The 18,560-nt window shown below is 42.5% G+C and carries 15 protein-coding genes and 2 tRNA genes; 9 read left to right on the top strand and 8 right to left on the bottom strand.

Annotated features, from left to right (window positions below):
- Nucleotides 1–7: 7 nt before the first annotated feature.
- The 3 genes from CGC64_RS07630 to CGC64_RS07620 are packed head-to-tail and all read left to right on the top strand — an operon-like array spanning nt 8 to nt 2,994.
- Complete coding sequence (locus CGC64_RS07630; protein ID WP_005677369.1) at nt 8–1,756, top strand: S41 family peptidase; 1,749 nt, start codon at nt 8–10, stop codon at nt 1,754–1,756.
- Nucleotides 1,734–2,258 (top strand): 5-formyltetrahydrofolate cyclo-ligase, encoded by a 525-nt coding sequence (locus CGC64_RS07625; RefSeq protein ID WP_005677368.1) that lies wholly within the window; start codon nt 1,734–1,736, stop codon nt 2,256–2,258. The genes CGC64_RS07630 and CGC64_RS07625 overlap by 23 nt, the downstream gene beginning before the upstream one ends.
- A complete protein-coding gene (locus CGC64_RS07620) occupies nt 2,203–2,994 on the top strand; it encodes a histidinol-phosphatase (protein WP_032855123.1) in 792 nt (263 codons plus the stop codon). Before CGC64_RS07625 ends, CGC64_RS07620 begins: the two co-directional genes overlap by 56 nt.
- On the opposite strand, the gene CGC64_RS07615 is transcribed toward CGC64_RS07620, so the two are convergent.
- The gene (locus tag CGC64_RS07615) at nt 2,981–3,268 is read right to left on the bottom strand and encodes a DUF721 domain-containing protein (RefSeq protein WP_005677366.1); all 288 of its coding nucleotides are present in this window, start codon (nt 3,266–3,268) and stop codon (nt 2,981–2,983) included. The two genes, CGC64_RS07620 and CGC64_RS07615, sit on opposite strands and share 14 nt — an antisense overlap.
- The gene (gene recF / locus CGC64_RS07610) at nt 3,265–4,374 is read right to left on the bottom strand and encodes a DNA replication/repair protein RecF (RefSeq protein ID WP_005677365.1); all 1,110 of its coding nucleotides are present in this window, start codon (nt 4,372–4,374) and stop codon (nt 3,265–3,267) included. Before recF ends, CGC64_RS07615 begins: the two co-directional genes overlap by 4 nt.
- Before the next feature lie 161 nt (nt 4,375–4,535).
- Between recF and CGC64_RS07605 the strand changes: the two genes are divergently transcribed.
- The 5 genes from CGC64_RS07605 (at nt 4,536) to CGC64_RS07585 (ending at nt 7,392) form a co-directional block, all read left to right on the top strand.
- Nucleotides 4,536–5,219 carry a tetratricopeptide repeat protein gene (locus tag CGC64_RS07605; RefSeq protein WP_005677364.1) on the top strand — a complete coding sequence of 228 codons (684 nt, stop codon included), beginning with the start codon at nt 4,536–4,538 and terminating at the stop codon, nt 5,217–5,219.
- Between the two features lie 149 nt (nt 5,220–5,368).
- Nucleotides 5,369–5,863 (top strand): 6,7-dimethyl-8-ribityllumazine synthase, encoded by a 495-nt coding sequence (gene ribH / locus CGC64_RS07600; RefSeq protein WP_005677363.1) that lies wholly within the window; start codon nt 5,369–5,371, stop codon nt 5,861–5,863.
- Between the two features lie 49 nt (nt 5,864–5,912).
- A tRNA-Tyr gene (locus CGC64_RS07595) sits at nt 5,913–5,995 on the top strand.
- 8 nt (nt 5,996–6,003) lie between these two features.
- Nucleotides 6,004–6,076, top strand: a tRNA-Gly gene (locus CGC64_RS07590).
- Nucleotides 6,077–6,138: 62 nt separating this feature from the next.
- Nucleotides 6,139–7,392 carry a Gfo/Idh/MocA family protein gene (locus tag CGC64_RS07585; RefSeq protein ID WP_005677361.1) on the top strand — a complete coding sequence of 418 codons (1,254 nt, stop codon included), beginning with the start codon at nt 6,139–6,141 and terminating at the stop codon, nt 7,390–7,392.
- Here the strand turns inward: CGC64_RS07585 and CGC64_RS07580 are convergent.
- The 6 genes from CGC64_RS07580 to CGC64_RS07555 all read right to left on the bottom strand — a co-directional run bounded on the left by CGC64_RS07580 (nt 7,364) and on the right by CGC64_RS07555 (nt 17,989).
- On the bottom strand, nt 7,364–7,924 hold the full coding sequence (locus CGC64_RS07580; RefSeq protein WP_032837987.1) for an RNA polymerase sigma factor: 561 nt from the start codon (nt 7,922–7,924) through the stop codon (nt 7,364–7,366). The two genes, CGC64_RS07585 and CGC64_RS07580, sit on opposite strands and share 29 nt — an antisense overlap.
- Before the next feature lie 165 nt (nt 7,925–8,089).
- The gene (locus CGC64_RS07575) at nt 8,090–10,960 is read right to left on the bottom strand and encodes a M60 family metallopeptidase (RefSeq protein ID WP_005677359.1); all 2,871 of its coding nucleotides are present in this window, start codon (nt 10,958–10,960) and stop codon (nt 8,090–8,092) included.
- Between the two features lie 163 nt (nt 10,961–11,123).
- The gene (locus CGC64_RS07570) at nt 11,124–11,993 is read right to left on the bottom strand and encodes a discoidin domain-containing protein (RefSeq protein ID WP_227102824.1); all 870 of its coding nucleotides are present in this window, start codon (nt 11,991–11,993) and stop codon (nt 11,124–11,126) included.
- 21 nt (nt 11,994–12,014) lie between these two features.
- Nucleotides 12,015–13,919: a RagB/SusD family nutrient uptake outer membrane protein gene (locus tag CGC64_RS07565; protein WP_005677357.1), complete on the bottom strand. Its 1,905-nt coding sequence runs from the start codon at nt 13,917–13,919 to the stop codon at nt 12,015–12,017.
- 11 nt (nt 13,920–13,930) lie between these two features.
- Nucleotides 13,931–17,314 carry a TonB-dependent receptor gene (locus CGC64_RS07560; RefSeq protein WP_005677356.1) on the bottom strand — a complete coding sequence of 1,128 codons (3,384 nt, stop codon included), beginning with the start codon at nt 17,312–17,314 and terminating at the stop codon, nt 13,931–13,933.
- Between the two features lie 42 nt (nt 17,315–17,356).
- Nucleotides 17,357–17,989 carry a FecR family protein gene (locus tag CGC64_RS07555; protein ID WP_005677355.1) on the bottom strand — a complete coding sequence of 211 codons (633 nt, stop codon included), beginning with the start codon at nt 17,987–17,989 and terminating at the stop codon, nt 17,357–17,359.
- Nucleotides 17,990–18,229: 240 nt separating this feature from the next.
- Between CGC64_RS07555 and CGC64_RS07550 the strand changes: the two genes are divergently transcribed.
- Nucleotides 18,230–18,469, top strand: coding sequence for a hypothetical protein (locus CGC64_RS07550; RefSeq protein ID WP_005677352.1), 240 nt, complete (start codon nt 18,230–18,232; stop codon nt 18,467–18,469).
- Nucleotides 18,470–18,560: the final 91 nt, after the last annotated feature.

The following is an 18,560-nucleotide window of genomic DNA, read 5'->3' as shown; positions in this document are numbered from 1 at the left end:
AATAGACATGAGTACAAAAAACTCTTCACGTTTTACACCTGTCATCATAGCTATCAGCGTGGTAATCGGGATTCTTATCGGCACATTTTATGCCAAGCATTTTGCCGGCAATCGTTTGGGTATCATCAACGGTTCCTCTAACAAGCTGAATGCATTGCTGCGAATCGTAGACGACCAATACGTAGACACCGTAAACATGACCGATCTTGTGGAAAAAGCCATGCCTCAGATTCTGGCCGAACTAGATCCGCATTCAACATATATCCCCGCCCAGAACCTCGAAGAAGTAAATTCGGAGTTGGAAGGCAGTTTTAGCGGAATCGGTATCCAGTTTACGATACAGAACGATACAATACACGTCAATGCCGTCATTCAGGGCGGTCCTTCCGAGAAAGTAGGACTAATGGCAGGTGACCGCATCGTCACCGTAGACGACAGCTTGTTTGTCGGTAAAAAAGTAACCAACGAACGGGCTATGCGTACACTAAAGGGACCGAAAGGTTCTCAAGTGAAGTTAGGAGTGAAACGCATGGGAGAAAAAGACTTATTAAGTTTTACAATCACACGCGGAGACATTCCTCAAAACACTGTCGACGCTGCTTATATGTTAAATGACGAAATCGGTTATGTCAAAGTAAGTAAGTTCGGACGTACCAGCCATGTGGAACTTCTCAATGCTTTAGCGCAACTGAACCACAAGAAATGTAAAGGCCTGATTATCGACCTTCGCGGCAATACAGGCGGATACATGGAAGCAGCTATCCGCATGGTTAACGAATTCCTGCCGGAAGGAAAACTGATTGTATATACTCAGGGACGCAAATATCCTCGCGCAGAAGAATTTGCCAACGGTACAGGAAGCTGTCAAAAGATGCCGCTTGTCGTATTGATCGATGAAGGTTCGGCTTCTGCCAGCGAAATCTTTACCGGAGCTATTCAGGACAACGACCGTGGTACGGTAGTAGGACGCCGTTCCTTCGGTAAGGGTCTCGTGCAACAGCCTATCGACTTCAGCGACGGTTCGGCTATCCGCCTGACTATCGCCCGTTATTATACTCCCGCAGGACGTTGTATCCAACGCCCCTATGAAAGCGGAAAAGACCGTAATTACGAACTGGATTTATTCAACCGTTACGAACACGGCGAATTCTTCTCACGCGACAGTATCAAGCAAAATGAAAACGAACTTTATTACACCAGCCTCGGACGTCCTGTGTATGGTGGCGGTGGCATTATGCCGGATATATTCGTGCCGCAGGATACCACAGGTGTTACCTCATATCTTTCTACGGCTATCAATCGTGGATTAACCATTCAGTTCACATTCCAATACACCGACAACAACCGGAAAAAACTCAGCCAGTATGAAACGGAAGAAGAACTACTAAATTATCTCCGCCACCAGGGTCTGGTAGAACAATTTGTCCGCTTTGCTGAAAGTAAGGGATTGAAAAGAAGAAATATCCTCATCCAAAAGTCCTACAAGTTATTGGAGAAAAACATCTATGGCAACATCATCTACAATATGTTGGGGCTGGAAGCCTACCTCCAATATTTTAACAAGACAGACGCTACTGTCAATAAGGGTATCGAGATACTCGAAAAAGGAGAAGCATTCCCGAAAGCTCCGGTAGCAGTGGAAGAAGAAGATACTAAGGACAAAAAGAATGAAAAGAAAAAAAGAACTGCGCAAGCATATCGCATCGTTGAAGACCCAACTCTGTACTTCGACTATGCGGAAGCTTCAATCAGCTAAAATACTTGCCGCCCTCGAAGCCCACCCGGCTTTCAGGGCGGCAAATACCATATTGCTCTACCACTCTCTCGGAGACGAAGTGGATACACATACATTTATCAAAAAATGGAGCAGTGAAAAACGAATATTGCTTCCGGTTGTCGTAGGCGATGATCTGGAACTGCGTATATACACCGGCCCGGACGACATGACAACCGGTAGCTACGGAATAGAAGAACCGACCGGAGAGGTGTTTACCGACTATGCAGCCATAGACTTTATCGCCGTCCCGGGAGTAGCTTTCGACCGGAAAGGTAATCGCCTCGGACGCGGAAAAGGCTATTATGACCGCCTTTTGCCACGTATCCCCTCAGCCTGCAAAGCTGGTATCTGCTTTCCTTTTCAATTAGTAGAAGAAGTCCCGGCAGAATCATTCGATATCCGCATGGACATAATTATAACGACAAATGAGAACGAATTATCACACCCATACCACCCGCTGCCTTCATGCGACAGGGAGTGACGAAGAATTTGTTTTAAGCGCCATTAAAGGCGGCTATCAGGAACTGGGTTTTTCAGACCATACTCCCTGGAAATATCATACTAACTACATTTCAGATATCCGCATGACTCCAGAGGAACTGCCGGATTACGTAGAAAGCCTCCGCTCGTTACAAGAAAAGTATAAAGACCGGATCAGCCTGAAAATAGGATTGGAATGCGAATACTTTCCCGACTACCTTCATTGTCTGAAAGAAGTCATTCGAGAATTTAAACTGGATTACATCATCTTCGGAAACCATCACTTCCATACAGACGAGAAGTTTCCTTATTTCGGTAGAAATACCAAAACGGTAGATATGCTCGAACTCTATGAGGAGAGCGCCATTGAAGGAATGGAAAGCGGACTGTTTGCCTACTTTGCTCATCCGGACTTATTTATGCGTTCTTATCCGGAATTCGACCGTCACTGCAAATTAATCAGCAGACATATTTGCCGGACTGCCGCACGGTTAAACCTCCCATTGGAATACAACATCGGCTACGAAGATTATAACGACGCGCACAAGATTACGACCATTCCCCATCCGGATTTTTGGAAGATAGCAGCAGCCGAAGGATGTACCGCTATCATCGGAGTAGATGCCCACAATAATCAATATCTGGAAACCCCGTTTTATTACGACCGTGCAAACGAAAGACTCCGGGCACTGGGAATAAAGGTAATAGACAGAATCCCCTTCCTCAGCGAAAAATGATATTAGTTATTACAGTAGCACCGACTTTCTGGTTCAAGGCACACACCAACTTCTCACGCCCCATCATCAACTCCTGACGAAGAGCGGCAGAAGTAAGATGCACATATAAGGTCTGGTTACGAATATAAAGATTGCTGGTATAATTGGCAGCCGGCCCCAATATCTGCGGCCATGCATCCAGTAATCTTTGTTCGTTCAATGGAGATTCCAGACTCTCCTGTCGAAGAAACTGCTGTATTAATTTACCTATTGGTTCCGCATCATTACGTTTCATTGTTCTGCCTCCATTTCACGGACAACTCCCTGTTCCACACGGAAAATCTTGTAATCACTGCCCACCTTATGCAAGATGCGGTCCAGATGCTCCCGGTTCGTATCCGTAATAAATATTTGTCCGAAACTGTCTCCCGCCACCAGTTTGACAATCTGTTCCACGCGCGAGGCATCCAGTTTATCAAAAATATCGTCTAACAACAATAAAGGAACCGTTCTACCCGTACGTTTCAGAAAATCGAACTGTGCCAACTTTAACGCAACCAGATATGTTTTATTCTGCCCCTGCGACCCCTCCTTTTTAATAGGAAACTCACCCAGCAGCATATTCAGTTCATCCTTATGAATACCGCGCAAAGAAAATCCCATAATCTTATCCCGCTCCCGGCTCTGCTTCAGCACATCCAGCAAAGAAGTATCCCTCGCATGAGATTCATAAGACAATCCCACCGACTCCTTATCCTGAGAAATAAAGGAATAGAACGACTGGAAAATAGGAATGAACTCTTTGATAAACGCTTCCCGCTTCCGGAACACCACTTCCCCAGCCTGCGCCATCATCTCCTCCCAAACCAAAAACAACTCCTCCTCGACCGGAAACTCACTTTTCAACAACGTATTACGTTGTGCCAACGCTTTATTATATCGTATCAGCGCATCCAGATATTCTTTATCATACTGAGAAATCACCACATCCATAAAACGGCGGCGTTCCTCACTCCCCCCTGCAATCAGTTCGGAATCGGCGGGCGAAACCATGACCAAAGGCAAGAAACCGATATGGTCCGAAAAACGACCGTACTCTTTCTTATTTCGCTTGAACTGCTTTTTCGAACGGCGCTTCATCCCGCAATAAATCTCCTCGGGAGTTCCGTCCTCTGCTTCATAAAAGCCCTGAATGACAAAGAAGTCCTGTTCGTGACGAATATTCTGAGAATCAATCGGATTGCCGGAACTTTTGCAGAAAGACAAGAAATACACCGCATCCAACAGGTTCGTTTTCCCCATGCCGTTCTGGCCGAAAAAACAATTCAGTTTGGCGGAAAAATCAATCTCCACCTCTTCCAGATTCTTATAATTTAATATGGATATCCGTTTCAGTATCATTGTGTACACCTTAATTTGTTCACAAAAGTAGCAAGTTTTTCGTGGTTTTCGGGTGTAAAACAAAAAAAGATGCCTCTAAATTTCGTTTGTAGATATAAAAAAACTACTTTTGCGAGTCGAAATATCAAATAGCGAATAATAACAAAAAGAATCATATAAAAATGGCAGAACAAAAGAATCAGAACGAACATCTGAACGTAGAAGATGCACTGACACAATCGGAAGCATTTCTTATCAAGTACAAAAACGCAATCATCGGCGGTGTTGTTGCTGTGATTATCATTGTAGCAGGTTTTATCATGTACAAGAACCTCTATGCTGAACCTCGTGAAGAAAAAGCGCAGGCGGCTCTTTTCAAAGGACAGGAATACTTTGAACAGGATGCTTACGAACAAGCACTGAACGGTGACAGCATCGGTTTTGTCGGTTTCCTGAAAGTAGCAGACGATTTCAGCGGAACTAAAGCCGCTAACTTGGCCAAAGCTTATGCAGGTATTTGCTACGCACAACTTGGCAAATATGAAGAAGCTGTTAAAATGCTGGATAGCTTTAACGGAAAAGATCAAATGGTTGCTCCGGCAATTTTGGGTGCTGCAGGAAACTGCTACGCACAACTCGGTCAATTGGACAAAGCAGCCTCTACATTGATGTCTGCTGCTGACAAAGCCGACAACAATACACTGAGTCCGATCTTTCTGATGCAAGCCGGAGAGATTCTGGTGAAACAAGGCAAGTATGATGACGCTGTTGACGCTTACACTAAGATTAAGGATAAATACTTCCAATCTTACCAAGCCATGGACATCGACAAATACATCGAACAGGCTAAGTTGATGAAGAAATAATAGATCTTATATATATAAGAGATTGAGGCACGGATTACACCGGATTGCGGATTATTTCAGAACCGTGAAATCCATGTAATCCGTGCCTTTTTTCTTGACCTCTCCGGATTCTTGATTTTCAATTTTTAATTCTCAATTTATAATTTACTATGGCAACAGCTTACCATAATCTATCCGAATACGATTTCAATTCAGTTCCAAACGCCGAAGGCATGAAATTCGGAATCGTTGTATCCGAATGGAACTTCAACATTACGGGTGCTTTACTGAAAGGCGCAGTTGATACATTAAAAAAACATGGAGCAAAAGATGAAAATATTCTGGTAAAAACCGTACCGGGAAGCTTCGAACTAACTTTCGGCGCCAACCAAATGATGGAAAATTGCGATGTTGATGCAATTATTGCAATTGGTTGCGTAATTAAAGGAGATACTCCACATTTTGATTATGTTTGCATGGGAGCCACTCAAGGAATTACCGAATTAAACGCAACTGGCGATATACCAGTTATTTACGGATTAATTACTACAAATACAATGGAGCAAGCAGAGGATCGCGCCGGTGGCAAACTAGGTAACAAAGGAGACGAATGTGCAATTACTGCAATAAAAATGATTGATTTTGTTTGGAGTTTAAATAAATAGTTGTATCTTTGCACCGCAATTGAGAAACAAACCTCCTCAAAAGCAAAAAGGGCAAATACCAGAGTGGCCAAATGGGGCAGACTGTAAATCTGCTGTCTTTCGACTTCGGTGGTTCGAATCCATCTTTGCCCACAAAAATTGCGGAAGTAGCTCAGTTGATAGAGCATTAGCCTTCCAAGCTGAGGGTCGCGGGTTTGAGCCCCGTCTTCCGCTCTCTAAAGAGAATCTGAGAAATTAGATTCTCTTTTTTTCTATTACTTTAGACCTTTAAGATTATGAAAGATTCTCCGACACAATCACACGTGCTTCAACTATCGCACCCTCCTATTCCTGTTGTCCGTATCGGAATCATAGGATTGGGCAATCGCGGATTGCTCACCCTGCAACGTTATCTGCAAATTGAAGGAATAGAAATCAACGCTCTTTGTGAAATCAGAGAAGGAAACCTGGCCAAAGCCCAACAACTACTAAAGGAAAACAATCGTCCCGGAGCCACCGGATACACCGGACCGGAAGGCTGGAAAAAGATGTGCGAGCATGATGAACTGGATATTGTTTTTATCTGCACCGACTGGCTAATGCATACAGCTATGGCAATCTTTGCCATGGAATGCAACAAACACGTAGCCATTGAGGTCCCGGCAGCCATGAGTGTGGAAGAATGCTGGCAACTGGTTGATACCGCCGAAAAGACAAGACGACACTGTATCATGCTGGAAAACTGTTGCTACGATCCATTTGCACTAACAACTCTCAATATGGCCCGCCAAGGAATACTCGGAACTATCATGCACGTGGAGGGAGCTTATATACACGACCTGCGTTCCATGTATTTTGCCGAAGAAAGCGAAGGAGGTTACCACAACCACTGGGGGAAAAGATATAGCATCGAACATACGGGTAATCCCTATCCCACTCATGGTCTGGGACCTGCCTGCCAGATACTTGACATTCACCGGGGCGATAAAATGGAATACCTCGTTTCAATGTCCACCCACCAAGCAGGCATGAGCGAATACGCCCGGAAAAAGTTCGGCAAAGACTCACCGGAAGCCAGACAGGAATATAAATTGGGAGATGTCAACACGACCCTGATCCATACCGCGAAGGGAAAAACAATCATGCTGCAATATGATGTATGCACGCCCCGGCCTTACAGCCGCCTGCAAACCGTATGCGGTACTCTTGGTTTTGCACAAAAATACCCCGTGCCTTGCATCGCACTGGAGCCCAACGGAGACACTCCTCTTGAAGGAAAAGCACTGGAAGAAGTATTATCCCGCTATAAACATCCTTTTAGCGCCACTATCGGCGAAGAAGCACATCGTAGAGGTTTGCCAAACGAAATGAACTACGTGATGGATTACCGACTGATATACTGTCTACGCAACGGTCTTCCTCTTGACATGGATGTATACGATGCCGCCGAATGGTCCTGCATCACAGAATTAAGCGAGAAGTCGGTATTGAATGGAAGCATACCGGTAGAGATACCGGATTTCACTCGGGGAGCATGGAAAACAAGATGAATAAAAGAAGATTCTTTTTCAAGAATTTCAAGGTAAGGTGAATATGCCGTTCTACGGCTTTTTCACCGATACCGCATCGAGCGGCAATCTCCCGATAAGTCATGTTCTCCTCCCTGCTCATCAAGAATATCTCACGTTGCCTTTTAGGTAACACGGCAATTAACCGGTCGATATATTCTTTTAAATCCTCAGCCACCATTTGGTCTTCCTGATTATACGGTTCTTCGTTCTCTATGGAACGTAGTATCGTCATTTTGAACATATCTTCGCGCATCCTGCTGCGGGCTTTATTAAAAATGATATTCCGGGTAATAACAAACAAAAAGCCCTCCACCTTCTTGTTGTTATCCAATAAGTGGCGTGCTTCCCAGAATTTCACAAAAACATCCTGCACGATTTCAGCAACAGTATCAGAAGAAGTTACATAAAGTTTGGTAAAATTGTAGACCTTCTGACAATAATAATCATACAATGCAGCAAAGGCTATATTATTGCCATTTTTCATTTGTTCTATCAACTCTTCTTCCTTCATATTGTATAAAATCTTGTGATAGACAAAAGTAATATTTTTACCGCGAATTACATCTATAAAATACATGAAAAATGCCATAGATTAACACAGTCTGTCATAGTTATCAGATATAACTGATAACTATAACAGTTTTGTACTAATCTATGGCAATATTCAGAACAGCAGTTAATTTCCTACCGGAATCTCCGTGCGTTTCCCTGCTGCCGATACAGCATAAAGTTTATAGCTACTATCCCAGTTGCCGGAAAGAGTGAACATATCGGTAGTAGAAGAGGTTGTTTCACCACTAGAAACAAAGACAAGTTTACCAGTCTGATCCTTCACCTCATAAGCCACTACATTCTGCCAATTCTTGATTGTAATGGTATTACCGCTTCGTGTTGCATTTGTTCCGGATATTACTTCAGGCTTGTTCTTATACAATTCCCATGTATTGTCCGAAATATATTCCAAAGCAATATTCTGCAATTTGTCATATCCCAGATTCTCTACTTTCTTTTTCAGTTCATCAACCATTTCTTCGGTAACTTTCAAAGTTTTCGTATCATAATCTTCAATCGACCTGTCCACAGGTGTCAGGAATCCCCATTTCTCGAAGAAATCAAGTAAATTCACCTGCGCCGCCACACAACAATTATAAACGAAATCCATTTGAATCTGTCCCTCACTCATGCCACCATAATCTTTTGTACGAGCATACTCGAAAACATCCGGATAGAAACCGCCACGGTCCGACTGCTGAAGAGGAGTCCGCCCAAGCACTTTACCGAAGTAAAGCTCCAGTTGCCAGAAAGGAACCAACTTGCAAAACACATCATCCGAATCATCGAGATTTTTAAAATCAGCATGAGAAGCTTTCGGAACAATAATACCATTCCATGCCTTTGAATATCTGTTACGGTAAACCGCTCCCATATCCTCGGTTTGTATCCGGGAGGGTTGCCCGAAAATTGTAGTCTGCACATACTCGGACATGATATTATTGGTCACCTCCGTCAGTCCTATCCACTTAACGCCCGGGCGGGTCTGGTTGCAATGCCCGATTTCGTGAGCAGGTCCCCAGCAACCGGTGGTTTTCAAGACATTAGGATCACACACATCCCCCATGGTTGACTGATTGTAAGCCGTATGATATGCAGTAGCGTACATAAAAGAGTGATACATGACATTCAGATATATCCTGTTCTTGAACATCTTGTCATATTTCTCCAATCCGAGAAGTTGCATTTCACTGTGAGCAATCTTATCATAAAGATCAATCAATTCATTACCGTTTGTGGAAACATATTTCCTAAAATCGTTAGTTTCAAATGTCAAGTGTGCATACTTGCCTACCACATCAAAATATTTGTCCGTAGCTTTCCCCAACAATTCGCTCCAACGTCCCTGATGTTCTTCTTTCTGCGAATCAAAATAGCCATTCACTGTACCCGAAGCAAAATGAATCTTAACAGGCTGCGCTGTTTCCGCATCCTCCAATGTTTTGGTATGATACATCACATATACGAGTCCTTTCCCTGTCATCGTCAGTTTATTAATACCGCGATATAACGGATACGTAACTCCTCCGAAACCGTCACCTCCCGGTACGTCCAGGTTTTGTACTTTCATTCCGATGTTCTGTCCATGTGTGTCGCCCACCATTACAACCAGCGTCTCCCCTTCTTTCACCGAGATACCTGTCGGATTGTCAAGAAGGCTGTACGGGTTTGTTTTGTGGGTTTCCGACTGAATATCCGGATTCGGGAACGCCTTATAGTCCTCCACACGGAAGTTTCTGTCATACTTATCCTTGAACATATAATAAGCCAGATTCTTAAAGAAAGGATACTTGCAGTTCTCAATATCCGCTTCCGTGATTCCCGCTTTCAAGTTACTACACGTTTCATCTTCAAAAAGAGTAGAATAATCAAATGCATTCAGATTCTTGGCATAGAACTCCATTTCGGCACAAGAAGCAAATCCTTGCCCGTCTCCTGCTCCGCTTTTCACGACAAAACGGAAAGACTTAGCCCGGACCGTATTATCAAAGGTTACTCTGGTAGCTGTTGCCGAACCCTCAAAATCCTTATCCAGCAACTTCGTAAATACACTCCCGTCTTCCGAATACTGTATTTCCACTTCTTTAAAATGACCGTTATATCCTGTGGAACGGGGATAATAAATCAGATAATCCACATCAGACGCTTCCGCAAAATTATAGGTCAGCGTAATAGGGAAATAATTCGCTCCGCCATTCGACCAGTTCGAATGATACAACGTTGTATAGTCACCGTCAAAAGACTTTTCAATAGCATCTTCTCCCTGATGAGAAGTATCGTGCCCACTCACCACTTTCACTTTGATGTCACCTTCGATGTCTTCTCCCGCACCTCCATTATATTCATTCAGGCCATGTTGTGAAACCAAGACCGAAGCAGAAACCGGGGAGTTTTCTTCCGAAGCACCTTCCGGTAAAACCTCAGTAAAGACTATGGCTCCCTCTCTCTTTTCATCCAACGTACTACTTTTCACTATATAAGTGTGGGTAGACGTCACCATTTCCGGTGCGCGGGATTTTGCCTTTTCAGTAATCCAATCAGGAAACCCGGCACTCACTTCCACATTGGTCGTGACATTAAAAGTAATCTCTTTACCAATGACTTCCACTTCAAATACGTTCGTATCAATCAGGATAGCAGCTTCATAGCCCAGTTGCCGAACTTTAACCATCTTCTTCTGCCCTTCCGCCGTTATCGTAATGGTAGCTTCACGTACCAATCTTTCTTCACTTTCGTCTACGGAAACTTTCAAGATCTTTCCTGCCACAGAAAGCGTACACCAGTTTTTATCCGCTTTAGCCTCCCAAGTCGGAGCATTCGTTGAAACCGTTATATTTTGCGTTCCGGCTTCACTTTTGAAATCCACCACTTCCTTATTAACGGACAAATCGACCACTTCCAGTACTTCATCATCACTGGCACAAGAAAAAGCGACAGCCCCCTGTACAAGTACGAAGAAGATAATCAAGTATTTTTTTATATGACAATTTACCATTTATCAGATATATTATTATGTAACATCTATTATTCAAAACATCCAAATAAAAAAGGCGGAAATCTAATATTATTCTTAAAAAGAAATATTCATATTTCCGCCTTAGTTGTCAAAAAGACAAAATTTTCCCAATTATTTCAATGTCTGCATTCTACGCTCCTTACTAATCAGCTTCAGGATCGACAACGCTTGCATCAACCTCAAACAGTTTAAATTCTGACATACTGAAAAAGACAGAACCTGTATTCGTATGATTCACCGAATAACGTATATAACGATAAGGTTTTGAATTATTTCCCATGACAGGCGATGTGTAGGGCGATGTACTCATCAACATGCCATTCTTAGCCTTTGTAAGATTCTCAATTAGTTCGAAGTTGACTCCGTCATTACTACCCATAATATCCACATCATCAGGAATATTATTGCCGTTACGCGCTACCGACTCATACTTGAAATAAGTAATCTCTTTCTTCGTATCTATCTGGAACCAGTGGGGAGCCGGAGGAACAGTCCCACTCCAGCTCGTATGGAAGTAAGAAGCGGTATTTCCGTCAATAAGGTTTGCGATAGGACCTTCCGATTTTTCCTGAGCATTCGTCGACAACTGGTCCACCGTCAACGCTATTTGTTTGGACTCACCAAAGACCACTTGTACCGGAGCCGGTTCCGAAACAGCCTTGATTGTCTGAACATTTCCCGCATCACCGGTTTCGCTATAAGACTGGACTTTAAATTCATATTCTCCAAACTTTTTACGTGTATCCGGAATCAACACACTATCCGCATAAACACTGGCCAATCTTACCACATCCTGTTCCAGCAAATAATCATAATAAGATACTTTTATATATCTGATTGTATTATCATCAGGTGTTGCCCAACGAAGCACAATGTAACCGGGCTTGTCTTGAGTGTCAGCGCTCAAGTCGATCACATCAGAAGGGATAATAGGCTTTGTATCTTCGTCACTACAACTAGCGAATCCTATCAAAAGTAGAGTGACAGCCAATAGAAATATGTTTTTCTTCATAATAGTCATGCTAAAATTTAATTAATAATTAGGATTCTGTACCATATTAGGATTCTTGCTCACTTCTGCTGCCGGAATAGGTAACAAATACTGCCGCGGAGTATCAAAATTGCGCACATCAGGAAGAGTTTTCACAGTGGCAAACCCATTAATATCAGTAGCATCAATATTCATACCCTTCACCGGTACATTAAAGTATTTATCTCCCAGTTTCCAACGACGAATGTCCCAGAAGTTCTGCTGTTCCAGATAAAGTTCGATCATTCTTTCCTGTCTCACAATCTCTGTCAGTTTACCGTTCAGGCCACCATTTCCCTCATAACTGACAATCGGATTTTTTGCATTCTTCCAAGAATCCTTGACAGAAAGAAGTCCGGCACGTTCACGTATTCTATCCAGTTTTACCATACCTTTTTCAAGATACCCATCTTTATTATAAGCGATACATGCCTCCGCATAACTCAAATACAATTCCGCCAGACGAATAACCGGCCATGGGTAATCTTTAGAAGGTTCTTTTTGCGACTTGGAAGCAGCCACTCCCGGATGAACACCTTTTTTATTCAGGTATCCGGTTTTTGAGTAGTTATTGTTTCTACCTTGCTTACCACAATTACCTTGTTCTGTAAAATCTGTCAGCCATTTCTTACCTTCTGCCCGCTCGGCTTTCGCTACATAAGCGTTCTCTTTAGATTCTGTCTGGCATTCATAATAGCCATTCTGAAATGCAATCCATGCATAAAAACGAGGTTCACGGTCAACATTCAGTTTTATAGTTTGTCCTTCCCCATAAGTAGCACCATCGGGGAACGGAACTACCGAGAACCGATTTTGATAATCAAACTCAGGATCTTCGTCAATCGGGAGTCCGTTTTTCGTATAAAAACGTTCCACCATAGTCAAAGTCGGTGCAACTCCATTCCACGAACCGTCACTTAAATAAGGCAAGGATTTAGGCTGCAAACCATACGCACCTGCTTTACGGGTCTCTGCAAACAATACTTCTTTGGAATTGTCTTTATCCATAAATGTAAAACGCAACGTACGCTGTGTTAAATCTTGAGGTTCGGGATAACCGCTCAAGTCCCCTTCTCTCATCTCATATAAACTATATCCGTTGGACTCAGCCAGATTAATAGCCTCAAGTGCGGCATCAGCAGCCTTTTTCCACTTATTTTCATCATAAGAAAGAGGCATCAACGAACTACCATCCGTATTAACGAAGTCACTATAGTATTCTGTATTACCATTAAACAAAGGAGAAGCTGCATAAAGCAATAATCTGGCTTTAAGAGCTTTTGCAGCCACACTAGTTGCAAGTCCATATTCCGAACCGGTCCGAGTTGCAGGCAATCTTCCGGCAGCATCATCAAACATATCACAAGTCCACTGTACACACTCATCATAAGAGGTACGTCCCAATAAATTATCTTTGGGAGTATCCAAAACCGGCAATTCTTTCACCAAAACGACAGGACCATAGCATTTAATCAACAACATGTGAAAATAAGCAATCAGGAAATCAGCCTGAGCCACATAGCTGTCTATGGTTGCCTGGTCGATGCGGGGGACAGACGTAATATTCTTCTTTAACAGATAACACTGGCGAATACCCAGGAACAAATCGTTCCAGTAACTGATGATTAAGTTTCCTGAGGTATACACACCTTCAGCAAACTTTACGTAAGACTCTTGAGTAAAAGGGCTTATTATTTCATCTCCACTGAAGTCCAGACAGGTCTGTACCATATTAATCTGCGGTATATATCCATAACATGAATACAGGAATCTTTCTGCTGCTTTAGGACTGGAGAAGGCATCCTTATCGCTTGCTTTCTCCGCCGGTACCACATCCAAGAAATCACAGGAAACCATTGTAAATCCTGCAAACAATGCTAAAAACAGATATTTTATTATTTTTTTCATACTATGTAAATTTAATTATTGAAAGTCATTTGGAAACCAACATTAAAGACGCGTTGTGTCGGGTATTTCAAACCACTACCACCGCCTTGTTCCGGATCCCATAAATCAAACTTGGAGAATGTCAACAGGTTAGAACCGCTGATATAGAAACGCATTCTCTTAAATGTATACCCGAGCTCCATATTTTTCAGTTTCAAAAACGAACCGTCACGCATCCAATAATCGGAAGTACGGCCGGAGTTACCGGGATTCGTATTATTCAAACTTGTCTTACGGGTCAAACGCGGATATTTTGCATCCACATTCTGATTAGTCGGTGACCATCTGTCGTTTGCCACAAACTGCAACACATTACGCAGTGAATTGTCTCCGAAAGGATGGAATCCACTCATAAACAAAGAAGTTTTCGCTACTCCCTGGAAGAAGAAAGAGAAGTCCCAGTTCTTATATTTGAACGAAGGTCCGAAACCATATACGATTTCAGGAACAGTCGGATTTCCAATCCACGTCCAGTCGTCCACATCCACGATATCATCTCCATAACCATGCATATTTGAGACATTGAGATATTTAATATCACCGGCTCCCAATGTAGATCCCATTTGTTGATTGTAACGGTCTATTTCAGCCTCATCCAAGAACAATCCATTTGACAAATATCCCTGGCTCACATTAGCACTCTGACCCACTTTTGACTGAAAAGCATATTTAGGAGCTTCGTCATATTTAGTAATCTCATTGTGCGCATAAGTAAACGTTCCTTTAAAGTTCATATAGAAATCCTTGCTGAACGCCTTGTTGTAATCAATCGAAAGGTCGAGTCCCTGGTTTTTCATCTCGGCAAGATTACCGAACACATCAGTATTTCCGGTTCCCAAATATGTAGGAATAGTTCCTTTTTTCTGGAATATATCTCTACGGGTCTCACGGAAAATGTCAACAACAATGTTCAGGCTGTTCAATAATTGCAAGTCAATACCCAGATTGATCTTTTCTCCAACCTCCCAAGTGATGCTATTGTTTTCATAGCGGGTGTAAACAGGTCCGCTCAATCCATAATTTTGGTCGATACCGGTAGTAAATCCCTTGCCGGACAAGTTAATTGTAGGCATATAAATAAATCTTTCGCCACCGATCTGGTCATTACCGACCAATCCCCATGAACCACGCAACTTCATGCTGGTGATGACTTTACGCAAAGGTTCAAAGAAACTTTCTTCACTGATATTATATCCCAGTGCTATGGAAGGGAAAAATCCCCAGCGATGTCCTTTCGCGAAATTCTCCGAACCGTTATATCCCATATTGACTTCCGCCATATATTTTCCATCGTATGCATACGAAAGGCGGCCTGCAAGACCTTGTTTACGTTTAGGCAGAGAATTGATAAGATTGTTACCCGGTACATTATTCACGAGTTCATCCTGATTATAAAGCAACATGGCATTTACATCATGTCTTCCGAACGTGCGGTTATAATCTACCATTGCTTCCAGATAAATCCGGCGGTCTCCTGCCGTCTCGTTAGTACTATTCAAGTCAGTCGACACTTCATTACCGACTCTGTTTGTAGTATAGCTATATGAACCATCTTCATTCTGTTCATACGATCCCAACAGATATTTATTCCAGCCGGCGCTATATTTATTAATAGACTTCGACCAGTTTTTGAACGTACCCAACGCTTTGAAACGAAGCCCTTTAGTCAGGAAATCCAATTTCTGTTCAAATTCAAGAGCGGCGATAACCGTACTTTCAAACGTATCATTATATCCCGTAGTCAACTGAGCAACCGGGTTACCCTGATAAGCCGTAATCAAACGGTCTGTAGTACCCCATTTCACGTGATTGGTTATTCCGTCCGGTTCATAGAAAACAGGTGCTTCAACCGGGCTTGAATTCATTGCATCTGCAAAAATATCATCAATTCCGCGGTTAGGCTCGCGCAAATCACGAAGTTGGACGTTCAATCTTACGGATAACTTTGATGATTTGCTGAGATATGCGTTGATATTATTCTGGAAGGCATAGCGCATCACATCAATATTATTGTTATAAGAGAAAAAGTCCTTAGAACGGTTCTTCAACATACCCGATTCGTGGTTGACCGAAATACTTGAGAAATAATCAATCTTCTTTCCACCGCCACGGATGTTAAAGTTAACTTTCTCATTGAAAGCTACATCGTTAAACATCTCATCATACCAATTCACATCGGGGAAAACATACGGATTGAGTTTCATACGTGTACCGTTAATCTTGTCCTGACTATACAAAACGTCCGGACTGCCGTCGTTCTTTACAGCCTCGTTGAACAGTTCCATATACGTAGCTCCGTCCACGAACTTAGGCGTCTTGGTCGGTTGGCTGATTTGTCCCTCTACGCGGAAATTTATAATCGGTTTATCCAGGTTTTGTCCGGACTTCGTAGTAACAATCATAACACCATTTGCACCACGGGTTCCGTACATTGCCGTAGCGGTAGCATCCTTCAAAATGGAGAATCCGTCAATAACCTCGGGATCCAAAGCATTCAAATCAGCCGAAGATACCTGTACACCGTCGATGATAATCAGAGGAGACGTAGCCTCACTCAAGGTTGAGATTCCTCGAATCCAGAAATCCGACCCGTCTGCACCGGGACGACCTGTACGCTGAACAGCAACCACACCGGATAAACGTCCGGCAAATGAATTGGAAAGATTCGTTGAAGGGACTTTCAATTCCGCCGGACGGATAGCCTGCACCGAGCCTACCATACTCGCCTTCTTCTGTCCTGTTCCGTAAGCTGTCACCACAACCTCTTCAAGCGCCTGTGCATCTTCCGACAAATCAATAGCAAGTACTTTACGGTTGCCTACTTTCACTTCCTTAGCTGTGTATCCCACATACGAAATTTTCAGAACATCCTGCGGACCTGCCTGAATCACAAACTTACCGTCGATGTCAGTGATAACTCCCGTTGTGGTACCTACAATAGCGACACTCGCCCCAATGACAGCCTCGCCCGTGCGTGCATCCGTCACGACACCCACAATTTCCGTTTTCTTAGCTTGTTGGGCCGATTCCGTTTTACTCACTTTCAGAACAACATCATTGCCTTGAATCAGATAAGTGATTCCCGTATTAGCAAATACTTCGTTCAATACCTTATCAATCGGACCCGAACAATTGATATTTTTCAATCGAATGTTTTTCAAATCCGCCGCATTGTAAAAGAAGACATAATTACTGTTTTTTTCAATGAGCATAATAGCTTCTTTGATTGTAATAGACTGCCCTTTCACCGTGATATGCCCCTGAGCTCCAAGGACCGTCAACGGATAAAAAAGCAAAACCAGCACGATATACTTGAAATATCGCACGCTACTGTGAAAACTGAGTGATTTTCTCATGCTTTAATTAATTTGATTAGACATATGGTTAATAAAAATGGACTAGTATAAAACGATCCGGTCATCCGTCTGCCGGATATTTAGATTCAGGCTGAAACAAATCTTATTCAGTACCTTGTCCAGAGGCTCATTATAATGAATGCTGCCGCTGAATGAGGATTCATCCTTACGTACTCCCTGTAAGAGAATATCAGTATGGTACATCTGGCTTACGATCTGAATCAATTGAGCCAACGGGACATCCTTGAAATTATATCTCCCGTTTTCCCAACTGATATTAGCGATATTGTCAATTTGCGTTTGTGAATCAACCGAGTTGTAAATGAGTTTCTGCAAGGGGCGCATCACCGTTTTTTGCCGGGTAGACGGAACATTAAATTCAATCTTACCTTCAAACAGAGTTATCTCGCTACGGTGTGCGTCCTCTTGCTTTACCAAAAAACAAGTTCCCTTCACCTCAATAAATGCATCATTTATATATACCTGAAACGTATTTCCCTGATGTTTGCGTACTTCAAATAAGGAATTTCCTTCCAGCCACACTTTCCTGTCCCGGGCGAATGTTTTTGCATACCGAATCGAACTACCCGGCTGCATCCACACTTTTGTGCTATCAGGCAACACATATAATTGATTCTTTTCTGCGATTATTTTAATCGTTTTTTCTACTCCCATATCATCGTTTCCGGATAAAAACAGTAAACCGCCTATTACTAAGAGGATTACGACAGCAGCAGCCAGTGAGTGCCATAGTTCTATATGAACTAAAGCAAATCGGAGATAAAAGAAGGAGAAGAAAGGGAAAAACAGGAAAATCTTATCTTTTTTCAAATAAAATCGTTTTTTCTTGTAGGGATAAGCCGGGCTGCGGTGTATTTATATATGTAACACCAATTATCGAAGAACAGAATTGAAATGGAAACAAATACAGATAAAAGAAAAACATTAATAAGAAGACTTCTGGTTGAACAGTTATTGCCGGAAGAAAAGCAGAAGCTACTGAAAAGAAATTCGGTAGAAAACGAGATGAAAAAGCAATGGAAACAGTTTGAAGATGACCCGATAAAGTCGGAAGTTAAAAAAAGGATATGGAGGAATGTCCAACGTAGATGTGAAGGCAAATCCGATACTTTAGTTCATATAGAACTATGGTAAACCCTCCAGTATATTCTAAGGCATATTCTCACTCATCCATATAATAATCCGCCCAAAAGAATGCAAATACTAAAAAATCTTTTTTTTTCAG

The organism is Bacteroides caccae (genome assembly GCF_002222615.2).
In the GTDB taxonomy this organism is placed as follows: domain Bacteria; phylum Bacteroidota; class Bacteroidia; order Bacteroidales; family Bacteroidaceae; genus Bacteroides; species Bacteroides caccae.
This window is presented reverse-complemented; position numbering and strand designations above follow the sequence as displayed.